General features: G+C 67.0%; 15 protein-coding genes. 9 read left to right on the forward strand and 6 right to left on the reverse strand.

Annotated elements, in window-relative coordinates:
- Positions 1 to 41 precede the first annotated feature (41 nt).
- Positions 42 to 125 carry a SapB/AmfS family lanthipeptide gene (locus ABD223_RS43620; protein ID WP_380646153.1) on the forward strand — a complete coding sequence of 28 codons (84 nt, stop codon included), beginning with the start codon at positions 42 to 44 and terminating at the stop codon, positions 123 to 125.
- Positions 126 to 551: 426 nt separating this feature from the next.
- On the opposite strand, the gene ABD223_RS23690 is transcribed toward ABD223_RS43620, so the two are convergent.
- Entirely contained in the window at positions 552 to 1,037 is a 486-nt protein-coding gene (locus tag ABD223_RS23690; RefSeq protein WP_344038618.1) for a hypothetical protein, read from the reverse strand.
- A 440-nt stretch (positions 1,038 to 1,477) separates the two neighbouring features.
- Between ABD223_RS23690 and ABD223_RS23695 the strand changes: the two genes are divergently transcribed.
- Positions 1,478 to 2,245 carry an HAD family acid phosphatase gene (locus tag ABD223_RS23695; protein WP_344038619.1) on the forward strand — a complete coding sequence of 256 codons (768 nt, stop codon included), beginning with the start codon at positions 1,478 to 1,480 and terminating at the stop codon, positions 2,243 to 2,245.
- A gap of 284 nt (positions 2,246 to 2,529) precedes the next feature.
- Complete coding sequence (locus tag ABD223_RS23700) at positions 2,530 to 3,978, forward strand: aminotransferase class I/II-fold pyridoxal phosphate-dependent enzyme (RefSeq protein ID WP_344038620.1); 1,449 nt, start codon at positions 2,530 to 2,532, stop codon at positions 3,976 to 3,978.
- A gap of 351 nt (positions 3,979 to 4,329) precedes the next feature.
- On the opposite strand, the gene ABD223_RS23705 is transcribed toward ABD223_RS23700, so the two are convergent.
- From ABD223_RS23705 to ABD223_RS23720, 4 genes are read right to left on the reverse strand one after another with little or no spacing between them, the layout of a single operon-like run.
- Positions 4,330 to 4,764, reverse strand: coding sequence for a lasso peptide biosynthesis B2 protein (locus ABD223_RS23705; protein WP_344038622.1), 435 nt, complete (start codon positions 4,762 to 4,764; stop codon positions 4,330 to 4,332).
- On the reverse strand, positions 4,761 to 5,021 hold the full coding sequence (locus ABD223_RS23710) for a lasso peptide biosynthesis PqqD family chaperone (RefSeq protein WP_344038623.1): 261 nt from the start codon (positions 5,019 to 5,021) through the stop codon (positions 4,761 to 4,763). Before ABD223_RS23710 ends, ABD223_RS23705 begins: the two co-directional genes overlap by 4 nt.
- A complete protein-coding gene (locus tag ABD223_RS23715; protein ID WP_344038624.1) occupies positions 4,999 to 6,861 on the reverse strand; it encodes an asparagine synthase-related protein in 1,863 nt (620 codons plus the stop codon). The genes ABD223_RS23710 and ABD223_RS23715 overlap by 23 nt, the downstream gene beginning before the upstream one ends.
- 28 nt (positions 6,862 to 6,889) lie before the next feature.
- Positions 6,890 to 7,003 (reverse strand): lasso RiPP family leader peptide-containing protein, encoded by a 114-nt coding sequence (locus ABD223_RS23720; RefSeq protein ID WP_344038740.1) that lies wholly within the window; start codon positions 7,001 to 7,003, stop codon positions 6,890 to 6,892.
- An 860-nt stretch (positions 7,004 to 7,863) separates the two neighbouring features.
- On the opposite strand from ABD223_RS23720, the gene ABD223_RS23725 reads away from it, so the two are divergent.
- The 4 genes from ABD223_RS23725 (at position 7,864) to ABD223_RS23740 (ending at position 13,715) form a co-directional block, all read left to right on the forward strand.
- Positions 7,864 to 9,924: a hypothetical protein gene (locus ABD223_RS23725; RefSeq protein WP_344038626.1), complete on the forward strand. Its 2,061-nt coding sequence runs from the start codon at positions 7,864 to 7,866 to the stop codon at positions 9,922 to 9,924.
- Positions 9,925 to 10,863: 939 nt separating this feature from the next.
- On the forward strand, positions 10,864 to 11,208 hold the full coding sequence (locus ABD223_RS23730) for a hypothetical protein (protein ID WP_344038627.1): 345 nt from the start codon (positions 10,864 to 10,866) through the stop codon (positions 11,206 to 11,208).
- 360 nt (positions 11,209 to 11,568) lie between these two features.
- Positions 11,569 to 12,519 carry a DUF5677 domain-containing protein gene (locus ABD223_RS23735; RefSeq protein WP_344038628.1) on the forward strand — a complete coding sequence of 317 codons (951 nt, stop codon included), beginning with the start codon at positions 11,569 to 11,571 and terminating at the stop codon, positions 12,517 to 12,519.
- Positions 12,520 to 12,674: 155 nt separating this feature from the next.
- Complete coding sequence (locus tag ABD223_RS23740) at positions 12,675 to 13,715, forward strand: IS630 family transposase (RefSeq protein ID WP_344038629.1); 1,041 nt, start codon at positions 12,675 to 12,677, stop codon at positions 13,713 to 13,715.
- An 884-nt stretch (positions 13,716 to 14,599) separates the two neighbouring features.
- Here ABD223_RS23740 and ABD223_RS23745 read toward each other — a convergent pair.
- Positions 14,600 to 15,238, reverse strand: coding sequence for a hypothetical protein (locus tag ABD223_RS23745; protein WP_344038630.1), 639 nt, complete (start codon positions 15,236 to 15,238; stop codon positions 14,600 to 14,602).
- Positions 15,239 to 15,513: 275 nt separating this feature from the next.
- Here ABD223_RS23745 and ABD223_RS23750 point away from each other — a divergent pair, with 275 nt between their 5' ends.
- The gene (locus ABD223_RS23750) at positions 15,514 to 16,293 is read left to right on the forward strand and encodes a transposase family protein (RefSeq protein ID WP_344038631.1); all 780 of its coding nucleotides are present in this window, start codon (positions 15,514 to 15,516) and stop codon (positions 16,291 to 16,293) included.
- A gap of 581 nt (positions 16,294 to 16,874) precedes the next feature.
- Positions 16,875 to 18,668, forward strand: coding sequence for a S8 family serine peptidase (locus ABD223_RS23755; RefSeq protein WP_344038633.1), 1,794 nt, complete (start codon positions 16,875 to 16,877; stop codon positions 18,666 to 18,668).
- The last annotated feature ends 13 nt before the right edge of the window (positions 18,669 to 18,681 follow it).

An 18,681-nucleotide genomic window follows, 5' to 3' on the forward strand; every position in this document is an offset into this window, starting at 1 on the left:
CGCTCACCCTCGGCAAGATCCGACTGACAAGACCCGTTGCGATGCGGGTTATCGGCGGCAGCGACCTCAGCGTCACGATCTGCGGCGACCACAGCGGTCTCAGCGCGCTCCTCTGCGACGACTGAGAAGCGCGCAAGCTCTCAGGTGCCTCTCTGGCTGTCGGGCGATGCTCGGCCGTGGCTGGGTGGCGGTGAGGAGCCGGAAGGGCTCACGGCTGGTGCGGCGCTCGAAGGTGCGCACGAACTCGAGTCGAGCATTGCCCTGGCCGGTTCGGCACGGTCGTCCGGGACCGCCGCGGTGGTGCGGCGAGTTCGGCCGACTCGGAGGTGTCGACCGCCGGCACGTGCCACGGCGACAGCATCGCCGTTCCTCCATGCCGTGCCCGTGTGACGGGCTTCCTTCCTCGACCCGCGCCGGCGGCGGGCCTCACGAATCCGGGGCAGGTGCGTCGAAGGCGCCTCATGCGGCTGGTGACACCTTCCGTGCCGCGTCAAGCCCTTTGCGGCCTCGCACCGACCTGGTCCGCCGAGGTTCCCGCTCTGCGGTGCCGGTCAGTGGACGCGGTAGACGGTGCCGAGTTGTTTCCCCCCTTCCACGGACAGCCTGGCGCTGACGACCTGATCGGTGCCGCCGCAGTCGGGGCGGAGGAACTCCAGCTCGAACACGGGATCCTCAGGGGCGTCGACGTCCTCGACCTCGAAGTACAGCTTCCCCGTCGCCGCGACGTCGTCCGCGGAGTAGTCGCCCTTGTAGATCGAGGCCAGCGTCCCGTCGTCGACGGTCTCGCGGTCGGTGGCCTTGCCGCCGACCAGGGCGACGGTGTGGAAGACGTGATCGTCCTCTCCCGTGCGCAACCTGCCGTTGTAGACGGCGACGTCGTCGGCTCCGGTCCAGCTCTCCAGCGTCGAACCGCACTTCGGAGCGTCCGCGACGGCCTGCTCCGCACCCGACAGCACCGACACCGCGCCCACCACCCCCGCGGCGGCCAGTGCCCGCCACGCGACGGTCCCGCCGACCGGCTTCCGTGTCGCGCTCATCTCGTTCCCTTCATCACGTCGAGGCGGACCTCGAGGCACACGCACCTCGTCCGGGGTACCCGGCGCCACGAAGCCCACAGGGGTACGGCCTCACACGTTGGAGTGGTATGGCGTTGGTCGCGCACTCCGAACCACCGCCGCCGGGCGCACAGATGGCTTCCCCGGGCGGCCCGTCCGGAGTGGCCCACGTCCTGAACCGCCTGGGACACCGGTAACGCGCGCCGGACCTCACCGAGCGGGTGCCGGCCGGGGCGTCGCGACGCATCACCACGGCGCTCACCGTCCCGGTGGGTACCGGTGGTGCTCCCGTCACGCGGAGCGGCCGGTAGTCCCGGACGGCTGAACACGGAACTCGATCCGGTCGACTGCGGGGTCTCGGCACCCAGTCGGAGTCGGGTGTTCGTAGCGTGGGTGGGCTGTTCCCGGTGAGGAGGGTTCTGATGGTCCGTGTCGGACAGGTGATCGTGGTGGCCGCGGCGGTGGGGAGCGTGCTCGTCGGCGGGATCGGCGGCGTCGCCCGGCAGGACCCGCCGGCGGCGTCCCCGGTGGGGGAACCGGCCAACCTGGGGCAGGCCAAGCGCGATGTGCAGGCGTACTACAACGGCTACGTCGACGCGGCGGGCCACAACCACCACTCCCCCGACAGCCAGTGGGGCCGCGACACCGAGCGCAAGGTGGACGAGGCGCGTACCCACCTGGAGGCGGGGTTGCGGGTCGGTGTGCGCAACCCGGCCATCGCGCTGGACCTCGACGACACCGCGGAGAGCACCTACGGGGTGAAGGCGGACAACGACTTCGGCTACGACCCGGTCAAGCAGCAGGCCGCGGTCGACAACGGGACCTTCGAGGTCATCGAACCTGTCCTGGAGCTGGCGAAGTGGGCCGACGAGCGCGGTGTGAAGGTCTACTTCATCAGCGGCCGCCTCGACACCGACACCGAGAAGTCCGTGCGCAACCTGCTCAAGCACGGCTACCCGGCGCGAGCCGACCGGGTGCTGCTGCGGCCCACCACCACCGTGCCGGAGCACCTGGGCCCGTGCGGGTTCACCTGCCCGGTGGGCGAGTTCAAGGCCCTCGTCCGGGCGCACGTGCAGAACACCCTGGGCGACACCATCGTGGTCAACATCGGCGACCAGTTCAGCGACCTGCGCGGCGGCCACGCCGACAAGCACGTCAAGCTCCCCAACCCGATGTACCACCTCCCCTGACCCCGACGTCACCTCCACCGACGACGAAGCCGAAGCCGAAGCGACCGACGAGAACACCGTCGAAGCAGGCGATCGGGTCGGGTGGAAGCGGGGGGAGGTGGACCTGTGCCGCGCATCGATCCGGCCGCGGCGCCCGGGGACGGGGACGCCGTTCTCCGACCTGCCCACCTTCGCCTCACCCCGGTGGTGGACGTCCACCACCGGGGCGGGTGAATGCGGTTGCCCCGGGGGCCGGTTCGCATTTGGCTTCCAGTGCAGCCACGCCCACGAAGCGGAGGACGGTCATGACGCGCCAACTCGACTCCACGTCACCGTTGGAGGCGCTGGCCCCCGACGACCTGGCCCGCCTCGCGCGCATCCCCGACGAGGAGCAGCGCGGGATCGCGTTCCGCGAACTGCTGCGGCGCCACGGCAGGTCCGACGAGATCACCGACCTGTCCATCGCGGAGAACGCCCTGCTCTACCCGCTGCTCCAGGAGCGCGTGTTCAGCACCCTGCCGAACCCGCTGCCGCAGCGGTCGACCCGCTACGTCTCACCCCACGACACGCAGCAGCTGACCGCCGCGATGGCCGTCCAGCTCTCCGCGTCCTTCGGCGCGCCCGTCGACCCCGGGGACGTCTACCCCACCGCCGGGGTGGCCTCCGCCCTGGAGATCATCGCCCTGGCCCTGCAAACCCCGGAGCGGGACAGCGCGGTGCCCCCACCGCGCGGCGCGGACACCAGCCCGGTGCCCCGGGGCAGCAACGTGCTCATCCCCGCACCGTACTGGCAGGGCTTCAACTGGTCCTTCGAGGAGGTGCCCGGCCTGCACTGCGTCCGGGTGCCCACCTACAAACCGGGCCAGGACACCTTCGAGCTGACCGTGGACGACCTGGAGAGGGCCTACCAGGCCTGCGGCGAGCACCCGCCGCGGCTGCTGGCGCTCACCAACCCCCACAACCCCCTGGGCGGCAACTACGACCCCGACCTGCTCAACGCGATCTACGACTGGGCGCTGGCCAAGACACCGGAGATGCACATCATCTCCGACGAGATCTACCGCCACTCCCAACTGCCCCACACCTCCGACCGCTTCGTCAGCGCGCTGGAACTGACCTGGCAGCACTGGGCCCGCGACCGCGTCCACGTCGTCTGGGGCTTCGCCAAGGACTTCGGGCTCTCCGGCTTCCGCGCGGGCTTCATCATCTCCCCCTCACCCCACGTGCGGCGGGCCATGTCCGACGCCCAGGACCCGCTGGAGCGCCGGCGGGCGCTGTCGTGGTTCAGCCAGTTCGACTCGCTCAAGCACTTCTACGTCGACCCCATCGCCGCACTGGACACCTCGGCGTGGCACGACCTCATGGCGGAGTACTCCGCCAACCTCCAGGTCGCCTTCCGCGCGGTCTGCGAAACTTTCAACCAGCACGGCATCAAGTACCACCGCCCCCAAGGCACCAACAGCGCCCAGTTCTTCTGGCTCGACCTGCGCGACTACCTGCCCCACGTCCCCCGGGCCAGCGGCCCCGAGTCCGTGCTGTTCGGCGGCTCCGCCGACACCACCCCCGAGCAGGACCTCGCCGCCTACCTCCTGGCCGAAGCCAAGGTCAAACTGCTCACCGGCGCCACGATGTACCAACTCGACCCGTCGGGCTTCTACCGCCTCTGCTTCACCGCCGCACCGCCCGCCAAGGTCCTCGAAGCGGTGGAGAACCTCTGCACCGCCCTGCACAAGCTCGCACCGGACCGTGCCTGACGAACTGTCGAACAGACGGCTTCGCGTCGAACCACCCACCCGTGGTCATGGCCGCCGATACCCCGTGGTCAGCGGTACGCCGCTTGACTGACAGCGACGGCTTTCGAATCCCGCCCCGACGCTGACAGAGGACCCCGAAAGACCTCAGGCCGGATGACGCCTGCGGAAGCCCTCAACGATCATCCATCCTCGCTCCGACAAGCCGGCATCGCGGCGACCGGGAACCGCCGGCGAGGGTGAGCGCCGCGGTCAGTGCGGCGGCGCGGGTGTGGTTGAACGTCACGGTGTGCCCTTTCCGGGATGCCCGCCGAGGACTTGCCTCGGAGGCCGGCGCAGAAGTCGCCGCGCTGCTCACCCGGCCACCGTCGATCCCGACAGCGGAGGCACGCTGACCAGGACGCGGTAGCTGGAGGTGTGCTCCGGTTCGCCGACGGGGCGGTCCTGGACCTGGATCCAGGCGTGGGCGGTGAAGGGGTGGGTGCGCACCCCGGTGCACCAGGTGGGCCAGGTGCCGTGGGCGCGGCAGTGCAGGGCCGCGGCGATGGAGCGTTGCAGGCAGCCCTTCCCGGCGCAGCGCAGGCTGACCGCGACGACCGCCGTGCGGGCGGCCAGCGCCTGCTCGGCGGTGGCGGGGCGGGCGCCGCGGCGGGCGAACTCCAGCACCCGGCGCAGCCGGACCGGGGGCAGGCGGGTCAGCAGCCGGGCGGCGGCGACCGCCAGCAGCGGCAGGATGCGTCGGTGCGGGGGCAGGCGGGTCCGGTGTTCCAGGGCGACGGGGGCGCTCACGGCTCGACCACCAGGTTCGCGGTGCGCAGCCGGTCGAGCAGGGCGGTGACGTCGTGCCGCGCCCGCCCGTGGTCGAGGTGGTGGTCGTTGGCCAGGCCGTCGGCGATCCGGTCGGGGCTGTGCCCGTCGAGCAGCCCGCGCAGCACGCGGGCGCCGGTGGGGTTGAGCTGGTAGTAGCGGCCGGTGCGTTCGTCGAGCAGGACGGTGCCGTGCTCGGTGTCGGTGGTGGCGACGTCAGGACGCAGTCGCGGGCTCATCGGTCCTCCCCTGTTCGTGCGACGATGTCCGGGCGGTGGAACTGGTCTCGGTGGTGGTGCGCAGCCAGGTCTCGCACCCCAGCAGGTACTCCAGGGCGATGACGGCGGCGTTGTCGACCTGGGGCGCCAACAGCCGGGCGCGCAGCACGTCGACGTCGATCAGGCCGCGAGCGGCCAGCGCGGAGTCGGCGAACACCTCCAGCACGGCGGGCAGGTTGCGGCGCAACCCGACCCGGACGTCCTCGCCGAACTCGCCCTTGGTGGACCGCCCGGCGATCGCCGGGGGCAGGACGCCCCGCATCGCCTCGGCCAGCAGGGGCTTGTAGCGCTCGGGGGTGCGACGCTCGTGCGGCCGCACCGACAGGGCGGCCTCGATCACCCGGTCGTCGAGGTAGGGCGCCTCCAGCCGGGTCCCGGCCGCGGCGAACAGGCGGGCGAGTTGGCGGTAGGCCGGTCCCGTCGTCCGCAGCACCGCCAGGGTGGCGTGCTGCCCGCGCCGGCCGGCCAACGGCCGCGCCCGCCCGGCGGTGTCCAGCAGCAGTCCTCGCGCGGCCTCGACCGCCCCCGGCGTCGCCCAGGCCGCGGCGCGCAACCTCACACCGCAGCCCAGATCGGGCGTGTAGCGGGCCGGTGGGGGGTCGGTGAGGCGCCGGGCCTGCTCACGCCACCAGCCGGCCGGGTCCCGGTCGTCGGCCAGCGCCGTCAGGGTCGCCGCCAGTGGCCAGCGGTGCAGTGCGCGGTAGCCGCGCACGTGGGTCAGCGCGATCAGCGGGTGGCGCCGCACCGTGTCGCGCAGGTAGGCGTGGGTCTCGTGGAACAGCTCGTCCCCGCCGTGCCCGGCCAGGTGCCTGCGCGATCCGTGCCCGGCCAGCACCTCGGCGGTGTGCCGGGTGCGGGCGTGGGTGCGGGTGAACGGGTAGGGCGCCTCCGCGTCGCAGGCCTGCCCCGGATCCGCGAAGATCGAGGGGATGCCGGTCTGCGGCAGGACCAGGTGCCCGCGCCCGGGCAGGGTCCGGGCCGCCTGGGCGGCGAAGACCGCGTCGTCGTTGCCCGCCTCGGCCTCACCCCACCGCAACGTCAGCAACCCCGGCGCGCCTTGGGCGGCCAGGAAGCACAGCGAGGTCGAGTCCATCCCGCCGGACAGGTCCGCGCTCAGCAGCCCGGCACCACCGGCTCGGGCGGCCACCGCGTCGCGCAGCGCTTCCCCCACCGCACCCGCTCCCGCCGCCAGCGGCGCGTCCGGGACCGGTGGCCGCCACCACCGCACCTCCCGCGCCTGGCCGGACCGGTCGACGCGCAGGTAGTGGTCCGGTTCCACCGCCAGCACTCCCCGCCACATCGACGCCTCACCCAGGGGAGGGGGCAACGGCCCGCTGCACACGACCCGGGTGGCCAGCACCCTCTCGTCGACCTCCGCCCCCACCAGCGCGGCCAGCACATCGGCCCGGTCTCCGGCGAGCACGACCCCGTCGCGGCGGGCGTGGAAGACCCCGCGAACCCCGGACAGGGCGCCCTGCACCCGCAACACGCCCTCCACCGACGCCACCACGTGAACGCTGCCGGGCAGCCTCCGCACCACCGCGTCCAACTCCCGCACGTGGCGCACCCCGGCGACCACGCCGCCCAGCCGGGTGGCGGCGACCGGGCAGCACCCGATCACCGCCACCCGCACGGGCCCGGCCTCGACCACGGTGAACTCGTCCGGCGCCCACCGACCCACCAGCCACGGCCGCCCTGACGCGTGGGGCACCACCTCGGCGCCGGCCAACACCGCCCGAGCCGCCACACCCCACGATCCGGCCGCCGCCACATCCGGCAACGCCAGCCAACCCTCACTCATCACTCACCGTGTCTCAGCCCGATGGGACTCAGCTAGTGGGGTACTGGCCGAAACTGTCCCACAAGCTGCTGCCGAACCCGAGCGTGTCCTCGCTGAACTCGCCCAGCTCCACCAACGCCGGCGTCTCGTACGGTGCCACCATCACTTCCTCTTCCACGATGATCTCCTTGTCCTGAGGTGGTTTCACAGCAGGAACGCTGCACTGGGAGGATCACCTGGACACGGTGGGGGAAAACTCCGATGTCGACGGATCACCCGGACGAGCAGGACACTCCGGCAGCACCACGTTCAGTGACCGGACCATCGAACACTCGACACGCCAAGGCTTACAGCGGGCGGGTTCAGGGGCCGCCGGCAACGTCGATCTGGACGCGGTGCTTGCCGATAAGCCCGTCCATGCCGGTAAGCACGGCTAAGACAAGGGCTCGAGATCGTCCATGAGGGCGGCCGTGTTCCACTGGCTCGGCGACCGGCGCGGCGTGATGACCTGCCGTGTCGCTTTGACCGGCTTACCTGAGCGTGACCGATGAGTTCGCGCTGCTGCGCCTGCCGCCCATGAGCGACCGGGACAAGGACGTGGAGATCTTGGTGCTATAACAACAGATCACCGTCCTGCAACGCCAACCCGGTGACGCCCGTCCGCAGTTCTCCCCAGCCGACCGGGCGTTCCTCGCGGCACTACTGCACCGCCTCCCAGCCGCCACGCTTCATCGACTCCGGCTGCTGGTCCGCCCGGACACGGTGCTGCGGCGGCACCAGGACCTCCTCGCCCGCCGCCACGCTGCCGGATCCCACTCCAGGCGACCCTGCCGACCGCGGACCGTCCGCTCGATCCGGCTTCTGTTGCTGCGACTGGCACGGCAGACCCCCCTGGGGCCACCGCCGCTCCACGGACTCTGCACCACGGTCGCCGCCTCCATCGTCTGACACCTACTCCAGGACGCCAGATGAGCGTTCAGGGTGAGGATCAAAACGGGTCAACCCCACCGCTAACATGGTCAGGTGACGCGGGTCACGAACACAGCGAACTGGGTCACCGGACCGGTGATCCAGGTGGGCTCGGGCGCGGTCACGCTGGCGCTGGCCCATCACGAGTACCGGCTGCACTGGCTTGCACCGGCCCCGCCGACCCACGTGCCGCGGCGTTCACCCGGCTACCTCCTCGATGCGCGGCGGGAGGTCGTCCCGTTCCGGCCGCGCGCCGAGGAACGCGGCCTCACGGCTTGGCTCGACGACCCGGTCCCGCTGTCCGTCCAGCTTCTGCACGGGCCGGCCGGCCGGGGCAAGACGAGGCTCGCTAACCACTTCGCGACCTCGGCGCACGCCGCGGGCTGGTCCGTCGCGCAGGCGGACGACCTGCGCACCACCCGACCGGCCACCGTGGCGCACGAACGGCCGGACCGGCTGCTCGTCGTGGTCGACTACGCCGAGCGCTGGTCGCCGGACACGCTGGTCACGATGGTGTCGAACCTGCCCTTGGACTTCCCGGACAGCACCGTCCGCGTCCTGCTCCTCACCCGTTCACCGGCGTCCTGGCGCCTGCTCGCCGCGCACCTGGACCGGATCGCCGACCTGCGTGAACCGGTCGAGCTGGCACCACCGACCGACCGGGCCGAACTGTTCACCGACGCCGCGTCCGCGTTCACCAGGGCCCTTGACCTGCCGACCCGTGAGATTGCCCCACCGGACCTCACCGACTACGGCTCCATGCTCCTGATCCACATGGCCGCCCTCGCCGCCGTGTGCGCCGACCGCGACGACGACCCGCGCCCCGAACCGGACGAGCTGTCGGCCTACCTGCTGCACCACGAACGCCGCTTCTGGCCGCCCGAGACCTTCGACCGGATCGCCGAGGCGGTCTTCCTCGCCACCCTCTTCGGCCCCACCGACGCGGGCACCGCCCGACACCTGGTCGACCAGGACGTGCTGCGGTGGCACGACCGCCTCTACCCCGAACCCCCACATGTCCTCGGCCCCCTGCGCCCCGACCGGCTGGGCGAGGACTACGTGGCCCAGTACCTCGCCGACGAGCCGCGTGCAGCCGACCTGCTCACCGGTCTCCCTGACGACCTCCCGACCAGACGAGCCCTCATCGTGCTGGCCGCGGCGGCGGACCGGCACCCCCACGTCCGCCCGGTCCTGTGGCGGCTGCTCGGGCAAGACCGGGCACGCCTGAGCGCACCGGTCATCGCGACCGTCATCCGCCACGCACCGCACGACGTCGCCTGGGCAATCGTGCAGCGGCTGCCGGTGTACGACGTGGACCTGCTGCACCCCACCGCCGACCTCGTCCGGCACGTCACCGCGGGGGCGCCTACCGGGTCGCTCGAACAGGCGCTGCTGTACCAGGACCTCTCGTTGCGGCTCTGGCAGGTCCACGACCAGATCGGCGCGTTGAACGCGATCCGCACCGCGGTGGCGTTGTTCCGGCAGCTCAGCGAGAAGCGGCCGGAACTGCTGTTCACGTTCGCCCAGGCGCTCAACACCTGGGGAAGCAGACTCGCCGAGGCAGGCGAGACCGCGCGAGCGCTGGGCGTCGTGCGCGAAGGGGTGGCGATCACCAGGCAGTTCACCGCGGTCGCGCCGCAGCTGAGGATGGAATTGGCCGTCGTGCTGATGAATGCCGCCCGGATCCATGCCATGGCGGACGACCTCGCCGGCACCGTATCCCTCTGCCGCGAATCCGTCACCCTTCTCCGAGACCTGCCAGACGACCGGGTGAACCTGCCACACGCGCTGCACAACCTCGGCCTGTACCTGGCGCGGTCCGGCCGCAAGGACGAGGGGGCCGCCATCGGCCGAGAGGCGATCGCCTTGTGGGAGGCGCTCGCGAACGAGGACCCGTCGAGGCACCTGACCGACCTGGCCGACGCGCGGCTCCTACTGGCCGCGGGGCAGGTGGCTCCCGGTGAACCGTCGTCCCACCTCCCGGAGGCGTTGGACACCGCGATCGCCGCACACGCCACCTACCGGAAACTCGCCGAGCACGACCCCGGACTGTTCAGCGAACCGCTGCTGCGAGCCCACCGGCTGGTGGAACAGATCCGCCAGGCCACCCGGTAGGACGCGAACGCCACACGTCCAGGAGGTCTCCGGGGACACGAACCTGATTTCCCGCCCGGCGATCGCCCCTATGCCCGCCAACAATTTCATTTCCACGAGCAGAAGGCGTACTGGACACTGCACTGCAACGCGGAATAATTGAACAGCGTGCCCACAGGGGAAAGAAACGATCGACGACATTCTCCCCAATGATTCCGCAGCCAGCGAGACCTCGACTATCAAGCACTGCCCGCGGTGACCACCTCGCCCACACCCAAGCCACGTACGTGGTCACCACCGCACACCGACAGCCAGCAGCACCGTTGATCGCCGTTACCTGCGGTTTCACGCCGTTGAGCGCAGTTGGAGAACGTTCGGAAGAGCCCTACTGTGTCAACGTAGATCAACAACTACTCTGACCTGCGAAACCAAGACTCGCTACATGCCATGGGTGCAGTTGAACGCAGCCTGGAGCAGTCCAGCGCCGTTGAACGCGACCAGCGGCTCCCAATCCGCTCCCACAACAGTGCTCCCACGACGTACACCAACCCGGTACGCAGCACCTCGCCGACAACCCGACCACTACGAGCAGCACTGGCCCCGATGCCGGTGCCGGTGCCGGACCACGAAGCGACCAACAGACAGGCCCTCCTCAAAAAGTTCGACGATCACCACACCGCCCCTGACCTTCCGATCCCCACCGGTCCAGAAGGGTCGGTGCTGCCTACGCGAGCCCGTGTTGCTGCGGGTTCGACTCGTCTTGCGATCCCCACCGATCCCGGAGGGCCGGTGCTGCTTCAAGGCGGCCGTGTTCGCGGCGCGTGACGAGCTGCTGTTGCGATCCTCACCGGCTCCGGAGGGTCGTTACTGCATGCCGTCGCCCTTGTTGCCCTCGGTCTCGGCGATGTTGCGATCCTCGCTGGCCCCGGAGGACCGGCGCTACGCGAGCGCTACCAGCTCATGTACAAGGCGGGTATCGACCCGGCGCCCCGCCGCAGTGGCCCGACTTGGCTGGAGTTCCTCACCGCCCAGGACCAAGCCATCATCGCAGCGAACTTCCTCCACCTCGACACCGTGCTCGACACACGTCTGTACGCGCTCGCGTTCCTCGAACACGGCACCCGGCGCCTGCACATCACCGGCGTCACCACCCACCCAACCCAGGCATGGACCACGCAACAGGCCAGGAACCTCGCCGTCGACCTCGGACACCGGACGAGTTGTTCCGATTCCTGCCACGCGACCGCGACGGCAAGTAAGGCCAGGCGTTCGACAGCGTCTTCCAGGCCGACGATCTTCGCGTGATTACAAGCGCGCCGCAGGCGCCCCAGATAAGCACCCACTACGAACAGTTCGTCGACACAGTCCGACGCGAAGCCAGCGACCGACTGCTCATCCTCGACGAACACCACCTACGGGCAATGCTGCAGCGCTACGCGAACCACTACAATCACCGCTGGCCACAGAGCACGCCAGCTCGCACCACCACGATCGGACAGGCCAGCAGTAGAGCCGAGCTGCACGTCGACACGTCGCCGATCAGTCCTCGACGGCCTGATCAACGAGTACGAACCCACAGCCGCCTAACCGCAGCTCAGACCATACGGCCGACTTCTGGCACCCCACAGGCGCGTCGCCAGCCGGACACTCAGCTTGTCGGCCGACATGGTGGAGGTACTCAAGGACTACCCCGCAGACCCCGCTAAACGACCACTGGCCGAATCCATAATCCGCAGCTCGTTCGGAGCTGAGAAGGGCGCTTCGTACGCACTCGACCCGACCCTGGAGCGACGGCACCAGGACTGGGCCGCAGCGTTCTGGCGGCAGAACTGGCGGATGTCGGCCTGCGTCCTTCCGGACGCCGCAGAGGAAGAGGAGGCCGACGAACAGCCGACGCCTGCTGTTCCTGGGGGAGCCGAGACGGCGTCGGCTGGCGACGACACGCAACCCGGAGAAACCGACGCTCTCGTCGCCCCTGCGACGGCGGAGTTCAACAGGTTCATGGACGCGGCCCTGGACCGTGATCTTCCCTTGGACCTCTATGCCCCGGCCAAGCATGAGGTCGTCAGCGGACTGATCGCTCGTGCTGCCCGCTCGGTGGTGGCAGCGTTGCTCGCGCCGCACCTGTGGTCGGGCGAGCACGGGTCAGGGATCACACGTCTGCTCGCCGAGACAGAGATCCTCCTGGCCTGGCTGGAGATCACCGGCTCCGACGCATACGAGAAGTACCAATCCTACGGACGCGGCAAAGCCAAGCTGATGCACATCCGCATGAAGGAGCTGCTGGACGGCTTCCCAGCTGATCCACCCGAGTACCTCGTAAAAGCAGTGGAGCAGCAGGCGCGCAAGCTCGATGGGGAGTGGGGCCAGGAGTTCACCGAGGTCGACCTGAGCGCCACCTTCTCCGGCACCACAATCAGGCAGATGGCGATCGACACCGGACTTAAGGACCTATACGACCACGTGTATCAGACATCGAGCGCAGTGACCCACGGAGAATGGTCGCCGATCGAGGAGTACGTCATGCAGCGCTGCATGAACCCGACGCACCGTTGGCACCTCGTACCGTCGCCGCGACCGGCCTTCGCGAGCGAGCCACAGCTCGGCGCCTATTAGGTGGCTAAACTCGGCGAACTCGTCAACGCGGCCCTTCGAAACCTGAACGCGCCCGAGGCGACAGGTTCGAGTGACGCCGAACCAGCATGAAGCCGAACATGTTAATCGGCGTATATTGAGTCGAAAGTGATCGTCTTCCGGTAAGTTGATCGCTCGTGATCGAGGTCGAGGGTGCGCACCGGCTATCGCCTGCCGAGCGTGAGGTGCTGCGGTTGCGGGTGGTGGCGGCGTTGGAGTCAGGGAGGGTCGAGGGTTATCGGCAGGCGGCGGAGGTGTTCGGGGTCTCTGAACGGTCGGTGGGCACCTGGTTGCGTGCCTACCGGCGGGACGGTCGCGGGGGCCTGGCGACCCGCAAGGGGCGTCCCGGCTCTGCCGAGCTGATCGGCGCGGAGGACCGGGGCACGCTGTTCGCGGCGATGGCCGACTACACCCCGGAGGAGTTGTTGATCGGCGGCCTGTTGTGGACCCGTCAGGCGGTGGTCGAGCTGATCCGGTTGGTCGTCGGGGTCGACATGACCGAGCAGGGCGTGGGGTTGTGGCTGCGCCGCCACGGGTTCACGCCGCAACGCCCGGCCCGACGCGCCTACGAACAACAGCCCGCCGCGGTGCGCGCGTGGCTCGACGAGCAGTATCCGGCGATCGAGACCAGGGCGAAGGCCGAGGGTGCGGCGATCGCGTGGGTCGACCAGTGCGGGCTGCGCTCGGATGCCGCGCCGCCAGGCCGGTCCTGGGCGCCGAAGGGCCGCACGCCGATCGTGCGGGTGACCGGGAAACGGCTGCGGGCCAACGTGATGTCCGCGGTCGCCTCACGGGGTGCGTTGTGGTTCACCGTGTTTACCGAGCGGTTCACCGCACCGGTGTTCACCGCGTTTCTCGACCGCGTCGCCCGCCAGGCGGGCCGGAAGGTCCACGTCGTCGCCGACCGGCACCCGGTCCATCGAAGCAAGGCCGGCCGGGCCTGGCTGCAGGCCAACGCCGACCGGATCGAACTACACCTGATGCCCGGCTACAGCCCCGAACTCAACCCGGACGAGTTGCTCAACGCCGACCTCAAACGCAACGTCAACGCCTCACGCGCCCGCAACGTCGACCGCCTCGCCCACGAAACCCGACGGTTCCTGCGCCGCCGCCAACGCCAGCCGCACATCGTCCGCGGCTACTTCCACGCCCCGCACGTCCGCTACGCCATCATGTAGGCAACCGAACACTTTCGGCTCAATAACTCGTCCCGGACCCGCATCGCCAGCGTCCCCTTCGGGAACGCCGCCCCGGCCACCACCGCGGTCTGCTCGGACACCTCCGGCCACGGGCGAGGCTGGACCGACATCACCTGATCCCTCCCACGACCGGAACCGGCGCCAGCCGCAGCGGATCATCATCCACCGAGGCGATCACGCCATATGAACCGCCCGTGACCAGCGCATACTCAATTGGGCAACAGAGTTCCACACCCACTTACGGATCACCTGGTTGGTCTACCGGCCGCCGGAAGTTGGCTTGCGGGCGGTGTCCTGGCGACGCTGCTTGCGCCCGCCAGCAAACCGAGCGTGCCGATCGCCCGGCGGTGAGCGGCCAATAAGCAGCCAGGGATCCCATCAGATGGCGGGGACGCGAAGCTTGACAGAATAGGCAATCATCGCAATCCCCTGATTGGCGGAACATGATCTCAGCAGCTTTTATTTCTATCAAGGGCGTACATCCTCCCACAGGTTAGGGCCCGACAGAATACACAGCCAAACCGTGGACGGCAGGTCGAAATTCAGAACTGCCGTCCACGAATCTGTCTCCCTTAACAGCCAGATATATTGGCTGGACAATACGACCCTGCACGACCGACTGAACGGCTCGACTAAACCTAGATAATTACTCCGAAACAGCCTATAGCGACCGAATCTGCGATCCGCCACAGATGCCGCCGTGATTGATGCGCCACGAGGCTTCACACCGAGGACTTGAACGGATCCAAGATGACGGATATACCTTATCGCGATTTACAACGAGAGTAATTTGCGGTACCGACAGTTTGCATTCGATCCCGAGAATATTTCAACCCTCGATGAGCGATGAAGATCTACGCGACTCAGAGTCCGAACGTCTTGTGGAACCAGTCCTTGACGTCGTTCCAGCGATCCTCGAACCACTGCCCGATCTTCTTGAAAAAATTCTTGATCTCGTCTATCAATTGATCGACAATGGCCACCACCCCTTTCCACACAAACTGCAGGAAGCCTTCCTCCTTAGCGTGCGCCGCCCCTACTTTTTTGAAAGTTACGTTCGGATTTTTGCGCTTTTCCTCCTTTGCAGTTTCAACAAGCCTATTCGTATTTTCGGTCAGATCATGTGAAATTTTGTCGATTATTTTCTTGTTCTGTTCACCGAGCTCGCTCCTTAGCTCATCCTCCGAAATATCATTGACTTTTCCAGCGATCTCTTGAAGGGCTGATTTGTGTTCATTCAGGCGAACTTTCGTAGTATCCCTATCCTGTGCGAATACGTTCAGAATGGACTGGGGCAGATCAGAGTAGTCCTCTGATTCAGTGCCGCCTGACACATCGGCGGAGTAGGTGACATTTCCGGTCACCCAGTCCGGAAGATCGGGTGCGGAAGGGTTGACGTCGCCGGTCAGGGCCACTTTCAGCAGCGCGACGTTGTAGTTATTGACGGTCGTGACAATTTTTTCGAACTCCTCGTAGGAAATGTCCCTTGTTGTTTGGGTCATGATTTTTTCTCTCGCAATTCTCAGGTTTGGATTACAGTCGAGTTAACGCACAGGTGGCGCGTTCGCCATCGAACCGAGCGGCAATAGTCGATGCTGAGCAAAACGGCACAGACAGTCCTTTCTGACGGTTCCGATCCGGTCCGCTCGCCCGTTGGCTCAGATCAAGGTTTGCACGCGAAAGCGGTGATCACACTCGGAGTCACCAGATGGTGTAGCTAAGGGCTGTCACGTAACTCGGTGATGGGTCGTCTGGACGGATCGGGGATCATGATCGGGTGCAGGTGATCTCGGCGTCCCGGTCGGAGTGGATCGCACCCTTCACCGGTCTGCAGCCTGGGCAGTTCCGCAAGCTGGTGCGGGTGGTGGCGGAGCGAGGCGGGGACGCGATCGCGGACGGGCGTCCCGGCAGGCAGTGGCGCCTGGACCTGGCCGACCGGGTGCTGTTGGTGGCCACCTACTGGCGTACCAACCTCACGATGCGGCAGCTCGGTCCGTTGTTCGGGGTGTCGCACGCCGCGGCGCATCGGGTCATCGACACCGTGGGCCCGCTGCTTGCCCTGGCGCCGGTGAGGCGCCGCCGGATCGACCAGGTCGCGATCGTGGACGGCACCCTGGTGCCCACCCGCGACCACCGCCTTGCCGCACGGTCGAAGAACTACCGGTACTCGACCAACCTGCAGGTCGCCATCGACGCCGACACCCGCCTCGTGATCGCCACCGGCGACCCGCAACCCGGCAACCGCAACGACTGCACCGTCTACCGCGACTCCGGCATCGCTGACGTGCTCGACGGCCGACCCGTCATGGCCGACGGCGGCTACCAGGGCAACCCCGAAGTGATCATGCCCTACCGCAAACCCCGCGACGGCAGCGAACTCACCGACTGGCAGGAAGACCTCAACACCGTCCACCGCAGCGTCCGTGCCCGAGCCGAACACGCACCGGCCCGCATGAAGAACTGGACCATCCTGCGCGACTACCGCCGCGCCGCCCACACCCTGCGCGACACCGCCTCCGGCATCGCCCACCTCCACAACCTCGCCCTCACCGGCTGACCAACAAGCGCCCGAGCCGCCAACTGCAAGATCAGTTACGTGACAGCCCTTAGTGCTGCATCGCGGAACGTCGTCCCGGAAGCAGCCCGAAGGGCTGAGTTGCAGGCTGGTCCTCCCATATCGGGCGGGAGGTAGTTGCGGGTCGTCGCCCGGAGGTGTTCGTCCGGCGTTGTCCATGGAGGAGAGCCGCGAGCTCACTCGGATGGGCCAGCTTGCCAAGGATCCGCGAGGTTGCGTCGGGCGGTCATGGCCCTGCTGTCCGCCCAAGGGCAGGCCGGTCACGGACATCACGTCGTTGATGCAGGTCAGCGTGGACTATGTGCGTGATGTGCCTCCGCACCTGGATCGATTACCCAGCCAACGTTGCGTGGCCCAGCGCTGGTGGCTCTTCGTATCCATGAGGTCGAGGTTGAGACACGAACGGGTTGCCGCTGGGGGGAATCTCCTTGTCGATCTCCGTTTCCTTGCCGGATACGAGGACCATGGGTGCACACCTATCGACCCCCGGAAGCTCAGCGGTCAGCAATGTTTCTGCATCGTCATGGACGTTACGTGACTGGCCGCACTCGGATGGGAGACGCATGTTTTCAGACGAACCCGACTTCGACCACAGTAAGGTTGACCCTGCACTGACACTGATCTACGACCAGTACACACACGATCGTGCGGATGCCGCGTCGACAATTGCTAACCACCCTGCCATCGTTTTCGAGGACGAACACACCGATACCGCTGAGGCGCTGCCTGGCCCAGCACCAGTCGCTCGTGTCATCGTCACACTAGAGTGCTCGCCCGATGCTGACTTCAGTGACCTTGTCGATACCGACATAACAATCAATCCGAGTGAGCACCGAATCAGGACCGGTATCGTCCACTTGGGCGATTTGCCCCGACTCGCTCGGCATCCTGCCGTCATCCACGTGGCGGCGGCCTCCGAACTTCACCCCTACCTCGACCTCGCCGCAAAAGCGGTTCATTTGACCGACTTCTGGTCCGCATACGGCATCGAGGGCAAGGGGGTAATCATAGGCGTCATTGACAGCGGGTTGGACGCCGCACATCCCGCCTTCGCGGGACGCGTGCTCAAGATATGGGACCAGAACTCGGAAAAATCAACTAACCAGAAAAACACCAATGTTCTCTATGGTATGGAGTACACCGGCAAGGAAGTCAGCAACTCGACTGATGAGCATGGACACGGCACTGCGGTCGCGGGCATCGCCGCGGGGAACGAACAGCAGTATCGTGGAGCCGCGCCACAAGCCTCCATCGTCGTCGTGAAGGCCAAGTTCCTCAATGCTTCAGTCATCGACGCCATTCGCTACATCTTCAAAATAGCGACCGATTTGAAAATGCCAGCGGTGATAAATCTCAGCCTTGGGGGGCACGACAACCCTCATGATGGATCCGATCCGCTGTCTCAGATGATTGACGAAGCCTCTGGGCCAGGCCGTGTTATCTGCTGCGCTGCCGGAAATCAAGGAGACAGTGCCATCCACGCCCAAGCGCGGATTTATAAAGGGAAAGTTACGTCAATTCCTTTTGTGCATGTCGCCAGCCCAGGCGCAGAAGTTTTCAAGATATCGGGCTGGTACTCTGGCGATGATGCGCTGGAAGTAGCCGTCCAGTTGCCCCAAGAAGAAAAGGGTAATAAAAAACCTGCTTTTCAGCCAATCCTGCGCACTCCTCCCGAAAAGACCACGGTTCGAACCCGGGAAGTCGGCGGAAAAGTGGTGAAGGTAAGTACCCCGGATCGCTCCAGTGCCGGCAAACTTCATCAGTTCACCGTGTACATCAAGCTTCCGAATGGCTCCAAAGATAGAGTCGAATGGCTGTTGTTGCTGCGTGGCGGCACGATGGTCGGCACGTCTACCCGTGTCGACGCTTGGGTCACCAGCAACGAGAACGGTCATTTTTGTGGCCCTCAATCTTCTCGCTCCATGACCATTGGCTCCCCTGGCTGCGCAACCGAAGCCATCACTGTTGGGTCCTATACCACCAGAACACACTGGAATCAATACAAAGACAACACAGGGATCACGCTCGACGACATCACTCCCTTTAGCAGCCAAGGTCCTCGAAGGGACGGCTTGCACAAACCCGATCTCCTCGCCCCGGGCGCTTGGCTCATCATGAGCAGGTCGAGACAATCCCACCCCGACGACAAGATCGTAATCGACGACAAGCACGTAATTGGCGAGGGGACCAGCATGGCCTCTCCGTTTGTGGCAGGAATTGTGGCACTGGTACTTTCCCAGCATCCGGAACTCGCTGCACAGGACATATTGGATGTTTTCGGCTACACAAAGACAGAAAAGGCACAGGAGGCTGTCAACCGCTGGGGGCGAGGCCTGATTGACCTTTCGGGTCTGTAGCGGGAGTCCCGAC

Origin of the sequence: Saccharothrix xinjiangensis (assembly GCF_039527585.1) — a bacterium.
In the GTDB taxonomy this organism is placed as follows: domain Bacteria; phylum Actinomycetota; class Actinomycetes; order Mycobacteriales; family Pseudonocardiaceae; genus Actinosynnema; species Actinosynnema xinjiangensis.

What these genes read in the sequence shown, in the direction of transcription:
- ABD223_RS43620 (WP_380646153.1), top strand. Translation starts at nt 42, where the DNA reads ATGCGGGTTATCGGCGGCAGCGACCTCAGCGTCACGATCTGCGGCGAC.
- ABD223_RS23690 (WP_344038618.1), bottom strand. Translation starts at nt 1,037, where the DNA reads ATGAGCGCGACACGGAAGCCGGTCGGCGGGACCGTCGCGTGGCGGGCA.
- ABD223_RS23695 (WP_344038619.1), top strand. Translation starts at nt 1,478, where the DNA reads ATGGTCCGTGTCGGACAGGTGATCGTGGTGGCCGCGGCGGTGGGGAGC.
- ABD223_RS23700 (WP_344038620.1), top strand. Translation starts at nt 2,530, where the DNA reads ATGACGCGCCAACTCGACTCCACGTCACCGTTGGAGGCGCTGGCCCCC.
- ABD223_RS23710 (WP_344038623.1), bottom strand. Translation starts at nt 5,021, where the DNA reads ATGAGCCCGCGACTGCGTCCTGACGTCGCCACCACCGACACCGAGCAC.
- ABD223_RS23715 (WP_344038624.1), bottom strand. Translation starts at nt 6,861, where the DNA reads ATGAGTGAGGGTTGGCTGGCGTTGCCGGATGTGGCGGCGGCCGGATCG.
- ABD223_RS23720 (WP_344038740.1), bottom strand. Translation starts at nt 7,003, where the DNA reads ATGGTGGCACCGTACGAGACGCCGGCGTTGGTGGAGCTGGGCGAGTTC.
- ABD223_RS23730 (WP_344038627.1), top strand. Translation starts at nt 10,864, where the DNA reads ATGTACAAGGCGGGTATCGACCCGGCGCCCCGCCGCAGTGGCCCGACT.
- ABD223_RS23735 (WP_344038628.1), top strand. Translation starts at nt 11,569, where the DNA reads ATGGTGGAGGTACTCAAGGACTACCCCGCAGACCCCGCTAAACGACCA.
- ABD223_RS23745 (WP_344038630.1), bottom strand. Translation starts at nt 15,238, where the DNA reads ATGACCCAAACAACAAGGGACATTTCCTACGAGGAGTTCGAAAAAATT.
- ABD223_RS23755 (WP_344038633.1), top strand. Translation starts at nt 16,875, where the DNA reads ATGTTTTCAGACGAACCCGACTTCGACCACAGTAAGGTTGACCCTGCA.